The following is a 6205-nucleotide window of genomic DNA, read 5'->3' on the forward strand; positions in this document are numbered from 1 at the left end:
TTGCGGCCTGAACAATCGCAAGTGTCCGGCGAGGGGGCGGCTTTGTAAAGCCGGTTGTCCCCACCCGCATAGCGGGTGGTTTCTGATGCGGCGCGCTGCGCGCCCCGCACAGGCTAAAGCCTTTAAAAACGAAAGGGCGCTGACCTTCTGGTCGCGCCCTTGAAGTTGAACGTCAGATTGTCCAAATGCGGCCCGCGCAGCGTCGGCTGGTCCGCCGTTCGGTAGAACGGCGGAACCTAAACTGCCTGTGCCAGCTTCTCGGCTCGCTCGGCGGCGGCGAGCGCCTCGATGACGGTGCCGAGCTGGTCGCCCAGGAGGACGCCATTGTAGGTGGAGTTGAAACCGATGCGGTGATCGGTCACGCGGTCCTGGGGCTGGTTGTAGGTACGGATCTTCTCGGAACGGTTGCCGTGGCCGATCTGGCTCTGGCGCTCAGCACCGAGCTCTGCCTGCTGCTTCTCGAGCTCCATCTCGTACAGACGGGCGCGCAGCATCTGCATGCAGACTTCGCGGTTCTGGATCTGGGAGCGCTGTTCCTGCGACTGCACCACGGTGTTGGTGGGCAGGTGGGTGATGCGCACGGCGGAATAAGTGGTGTTAACGCACTGACCGCCAGGACCGGAGGCGCAGTAGGTGTCGATACGCAGGTCGGACTGGTTGATCTGGACGTCGATCTCCTCGGCCTCGGGAAGTACGGCGACGGTCGCCGTGGAGGTCTGGATACGGCCCTGGGACTCGGTCTTGGGAACGCGCTGGACGCGGTGCACGCCGGACTCGAACTTCATGACGGAGTAGACGCGGTCGCCCTCGACCTTGAACTCGATGGACTTAAAGCCGCCGGCCTCGCTGGGGCTGGAGTCGAGCACGGTGGTCTTCCAGCCGCGCGACTCGCAGAAGCGCTGATACATCTTGTACAGATCGCCGGCAAAGATGGCCGCCTCGTCGCCACCAGCGGCGGAGCGAATCTCGACGATGGTGTTCTTGTCGTCGTTGGGGTCGCTCGGGATGAGCATGTACTTAATGTCTTCCTCGAGCTGGGGAAGCTTGGCCTCGTTTTCGGAGATGTCCATCTGGAGCATCTCCTTCTCATCGGCATCGGTAGTATCGTGGAGCATTTCCTTGGCAGCCTCGATGTCATCGAGCGCGCCGATGTACTCGCGCGAGGCAGCGATGAGGTCGGACTGGTGCGCGTACTCTTTGTTGAGACGCGTGAACTCCTTGATATCGGAGGCGACGGCCGGGTCGGAAAGCTTTTTTTCGAGCTCCTCGTAGGCCTTGATGATCTTTTCGAGCTTGTCGCGCATGACGGGACTCCTTTATATGCGTGAAGGTGAAAATCGGCAGAATTGATGGGGCGCACGGCGCCATTGCGGGGGTAAGTCCAGCTAGAGCATGTCGATCTTCAGATACATGCGCATCCCTTCGCGTACGGGGTACATAGTTGCGGTCTAACCCATACATGATAGCGTGCGCAGGCAAACCTGCATATAACCCGCACGGAATCTGACAAAGGGACAGTCCCTTTGTCAGATTCTAGAGCTTGTGGAGCAGGGCGATGAGGAAGCGAACACCCTGGAGGTAGGCGCGGCGGGTGATGCGCTCGTTGGTGCCGTGGACACCTCGGTCGCACTCGTCATCGTCGACCACAAAGGCCGAGAAGCGAATGCACTCGGAGCAAATGCGCTGGTAGTTGGCAGCGTCGGTCGCGCCGATCACGGTCGAGGGCACAATTGCCACTGGCTCGAATGATCCGTTTTCCTCCGTCCCCTTTGGATCACGGAAATAGCGGGCGGCGATGGAGCGAACCGCCTCGAGACCGGGACCACCGATGCGCGGGGACGGCGAGGGCTCAGAGCTGCCGGGGCCGAGTTCGACCTCCACACGTCCGACAAGGCCCGCCGCGGCAACCGCCTCGCGGCAGCGCGCCACAACGTCGGCCACGCTCGTGCCCTCGAGCATGCGGAAGTTGATATTGGCCCACATATCCTGCGGCATTACGTTGGCGCCGGTGCTGCCGCCCTCGATCTGCGTGGGCGCGCAGGTGGTCGTCACCAGCGGATAGAGCTTTTTGCTGGCGAGGCAATCGCGGACAATGGCATCCCCGTTGGCGGCAATTTCATCGGCCGTGTAGAGCCCCAACTCGACGAGTTGGGCGGCAAGCAAGTCGGTCACGCGCGTCGGCCACTCGATATCGCAGATTGCGGTGATGGCACGGCTGAGCACCTCGAGTGAAGTGCCCCCGTAGGGGTTGGAGGAATGCCCGCCCTCGCTACGCGTCCTCAACACGATATCGGCGTAGCCCTTCTCCGCGAGATCGGCATGCATAAGCCAGCCCTCGCCCGCGCCGTACTCGGCAGCCGGAACGATGCGGTAGTCGCCCTCGTCGATCAGGTACTCAAGCTCAATGCCGCGCCCTTCGAGCACGCGGCCGATGGCACCCGCACCGAACTGCGTGGTTTCCTCGTCCTGGCCAAAAGCCAGCAGCAGGGTGCGCTCGTGCTCCCAGCCGTGTGCGAGCGCATACTCAACCGCCTCGAGAATGCCTGCGACCTGGTCTTTCATATCGATGGCGCCGCGACCCCAAATGTAGGTGTCGTCCACATGTCCGCTAAAGGGGACATGCGTCCAGTCAGCCTCGGTGCCGGGTACCACGGGAACCACGTCCATGTGGCCCATGAGCATGACGGGTTTGAGGGCAGGGTCGGAACCGCTAAGCGTCACCAATAGCGAATGGTCGATAAGCTCGACCTTACCCGCCGTAAATACGTGCGGCCAAGCCTGCTGCATATACGCGCGCAGGTCGTCGAACGGCTGCCAGTTCACCGCCTCGGCATCCATACTCGAGATGGTCGGAAACGACAGCACGCGGCCCAGGCGCTCGCACGCACCAGCCTCGTCCAGATCGGCAAAATCATCCTCATGCGCAAAAAAGCGCCAAACCTCGGCCATGACATCCTTTCGATTGTGACGACAAGGGCCGCCCCACCGGAGCGGCCCTGCCACATAAGCGTTTGCGGTCGGTTATTTGTCCTCGAGATAACGCGAGAGGAACTCGCGCGTGCGCTGATGTTTGGGGTTGCCGAAGAGCTCGGCCGGCGCGGCATCCTCGAGCACCACGCCCTTGTCCATAAAGACCACGCGGTCGGACACCGTGCGGGCAAAGGCCATCTCGTGCGTGACGACGACCATGGTCATGCCGTCGGCAGCGAGCTTGCGCATGACCTCGAGCACCTCGCCCACGATCTCGGGGTCGAGTGCGGAGGTCGGCTCGTCGAACAGCATGATCTGCGGATTCATGCATAGGGCACGAGCGATGGCCACGCGCTGCTTTTGACCGCCGGACAGGCGACCCACGGCGGCGTGCGCGAACTTCTCGAGCCCCACACTCGTCAAATGCTCCATCGCGACCTTCTCGGCCTCGGCCTTGCTCATTTTTTTGAGCGTGACGGGCGCAAGCGTGCAGTTGTCGAGCACATCCATGTTGTTGAACAGGTTAAAGCCCTGGAACACCATGCCGATGTCCTCACGCAGCTTGTTAATGTTGCAGCGCTCGGCCGTGAGGTCCTGGCCGTGGAACCAGATGTGGCCCGCGTCCGGGGTCTCGAGCAGATTGAGGCAGCGCAGGAAGGTCGACTTGCCCGAGCCCGAGGCGCCGATAATGGTGACGACCTCGCCGGGGTTAACGGACAGGTCGATGCCCTTGAGTACCTCGAGCGAGCCGAAGCTCTTGCGCAGGCCCTCGACGCGGATGAGCGGCTCATTGGTCTGTGCGGCGGCCGCAACGCCGGTAGTGGCGGTATCTGCCATGATGATTCTCCTCGTCTTAAGCCTAGTTAGAGCTGGGCAGCGTGGCCGGAGCCTCGGCACCGAGCTTTTTGCCAAAGGCTTCGAGCAGGCGGCTCGCCACGAGCGTCAGGATCAGGTAGACCACGAGCGCCACGCAGTAGACCTCCATCTGGCGGTAGTACACGCCGGCGACCGTGGTAGTAGCGTACATAAGGTCGAACACGCCGATGACCGAGAGCACCGACGAATCCTTGATGTTGATGATGAGCTCGTTGGTGAGCGCCGGAATCGCATTTTTAATGCCCTGGGGGAACACGACTTTGCGCATGGCCTGCCACTGCGACAGGCCCAGCGATCGCGCCGCCTCGGCTTGGCCGGAATCGATGGACTCGATGCCGCCGCGCAGGACCTCCATCATGTAGGCGGTGGAGTTGAGCGAGATGGTGACGAGGCCGGCGGTGAAGGTGCTCCAGATCTGGTTGGCCTGGGCGGTCTCGAAGCCCATGCCGCGCAAAACGGTGAAGCCCGCGTAATAGATGAGCAGGCCCTGGACCATCATGGGCGTGCCGCGCACGATGGTGGAGTAGACGGTCGCAAAGCCGCGGCCGATACTCTTAACGAAGCGCACCAGGTCGTTATCCACGCGGTCGAACGTCTGAATGCGTAGGAACACGAAGAGCAGCGCCAGGAAGAATGCGATGACGGTGCCGAAGGTGGCAAGCGCGATGGTGATCTCGATACCGCGAATGAAGAAGTCCCCGCTCTTGTAGGTCATGTAGACCAGGCTCGACAAAAAGTCGCTGGGGTTGGAATCCGAGACAATGCTCACCTGCACCAGGTCGATAAACGACATGACGCAACGGTCGATAAAGAAGATCGCCGCGATAGCGACCACAACATAGCTACCCAGGCGCGCGCCGCGGCGGAAACGCTCGGATGCGAACGGCGACTTTTCGCGATAGTCACTCCAGTGCATAAGCTTGGTGACAAGCGCCGCTGCCGACACGACAATCCAGGCCCAAAGAATCGCCCAAAGGCAATCCTGGAAGATACCGGTGGGGGCTAAGAAGCTCAGCGGTGTGGGGTTGCGCTGGCTAAACGCCAGGCCGAGCGCCGCGATGACGCTCGTGCCCAGGTATACATAACGGTGGTCGGCCTTGATAAAGGAGGCCAGACGGTTGATGGCTTTCATGCTGCCTCCCTATGCCGGCTGACGGTCGAGGCACGCGTCCCACATTTGGTCGCGCTCCTCTTGGCTAATGCCCTTGAGTGTCTTGTCGATGAGCTTAAGCAGTTTGTCCGAGCCCTTGCGGCAACCGACATTTGCCGTGACCTCCTGCTTAAAGCCCTCGCCCTCGGCAAAGTGGATGGGGACGATACCGGGATTTTGGGCCATATAGCCCTTTTCGTTCTCAGTGTTGTAGGTCACGGCGTCGCACGTGCCCTGCAGCAGATTCGAGAACACCGTGGGGACCGAATCGACCGGGTTCTTGTGCACAACGCCCGGAATCTCGTCGATGACGGTATCGAGCATGGTGTCCTTTTGGCCGAGCACCGTGGCACCGCTGAAGTCGCTGAGCTTGGTGGCGTTTTGGTAGGGCGAGCCCTCTTTTACGAACAGGCCAAAGTAGCCAATGAAGTACGGGTCGGAAAAGCCGACGGACTCCTCGCGCTCGGGCGTGGCGCTCATGCCGGCGATGATGAGGTCAATCTGGCCGTTGTTGAGCGAGTCGATAAGGCCCGAGAAGCTCTGCTTGACGGCAACGGGCTCGCCGCCGAGAGCCTTGCAGACGATCTTGGCGATCTGCACGTCGTAGCCATCGGCATAGGCGCCCTGCACGTTGTCGATGGGGATCGTGAACTCGCTGGCCTCGGAAACCTGCCAGTTGTACGGGGCGTAGGCCGCCTCCATGCCGATGCGGATCTTATCCTTGCCGATCACAGAATCGGACAGGTCGTCGCGACCGCCGCCCGTCGTGGACTGAACTACTTCCAGCGTGGAGGGACGCTGGCAGCCGGCAAGTGCGCCGGCGACGACAGAAGCGCTCGCAGCGAGAGCGCTACCCAAAAAGATGCGACGGCTGCATACCGGCTGTGGATGCGCGTCGCGTTGATGGGGAGAATGCATAATCTGCCTTCCCTGTTGAATCGTATGCTGACGACTTAACAGGATATACGCCAGCGACCAGCAGCGCAGCACAAGCTCGAAAAATTAATAGACACACGGTAGTCATTGGGAGCGTCGATGTTTTGGCAATGCCAGCGGGCGCCACCCAGAGCGAACAAGTTAGCATCAAAACCACCCCTAAAAGGGGTGGTTTGCTCTTAGGGTATAACCCTTGGATTTCCGGCACGCGTCTAAAGGCGCCGGCCCTCACGGGGTTCGGGCCGCACTGCAGGTTGACCCGTGACGGGCCGG

At 61.3% G+C, this 6205-nt stretch carries 5 protein-coding genes; all 5 read right to left on the reverse strand.

Going from position 1 to position 6205, the window contains the following annotated elements; all coding sequences use genetic code 11:
• Positions 1–236: 236 nt before the first annotated feature.
• Positions 237–1304: a peptide chain release factor 1 gene (gene prfA / locus AAAX59_RS09445; protein ID WP_055252487.1), complete on the reverse strand. Its 1068-nt coding sequence runs from the start codon at positions 1302–1304 to the stop codon at positions 237–239.
• 229 nt (positions 1305–1533) lie between these two features.
• The gene (locus AAAX59_RS09450; RefSeq protein ID WP_349071570.1) at positions 1534–2949 is read right to left on the reverse strand and encodes a M20/M25/M40 family metallo-hydrolase; all 1416 of its coding nucleotides are present in this window, start codon (positions 2947–2949) and stop codon (positions 1534–1536) included.
• Positions 2950–3021: 72 nt separating this feature from the next.
• Positions 3022–3807 carry an amino acid ABC transporter ATP-binding protein gene (locus tag AAAX59_RS09455; protein ID WP_118099385.1) on the reverse strand — a complete coding sequence of 262 codons (786 nt, stop codon included), beginning with the start codon at positions 3805–3807 and terminating at the stop codon, positions 3022–3024.
• A gap of 22 nt (positions 3808–3829) precedes the next feature.
• Positions 3830–4978 (reverse strand): amino acid ABC transporter permease, encoded by a 1149-nt coding sequence (locus tag AAAX59_RS09460; protein ID WP_349071571.1) that lies wholly within the window; start codon positions 4976–4978, stop codon positions 3830–3832.
• A 9-nt stretch (positions 4979–4987) separates the two neighbouring features.
• The gene (locus AAAX59_RS09465; RefSeq protein WP_117637677.1) at positions 4988–5914 is read right to left on the reverse strand and encodes a transporter substrate-binding domain-containing protein; all 927 of its coding nucleotides are present in this window, start codon (positions 5912–5914) and stop codon (positions 4988–4990) included.
• Positions 5915–6205: the final 291 nt, after the last annotated feature.

This window comes from Collinsella sp. CLA-ER-H2 (genome assembly GCF_040092405.1).
Classification (GTDB): Bacteria; Actinomycetota; Coriobacteriia; order Coriobacteriales; family Coriobacteriaceae; genus Collinsella.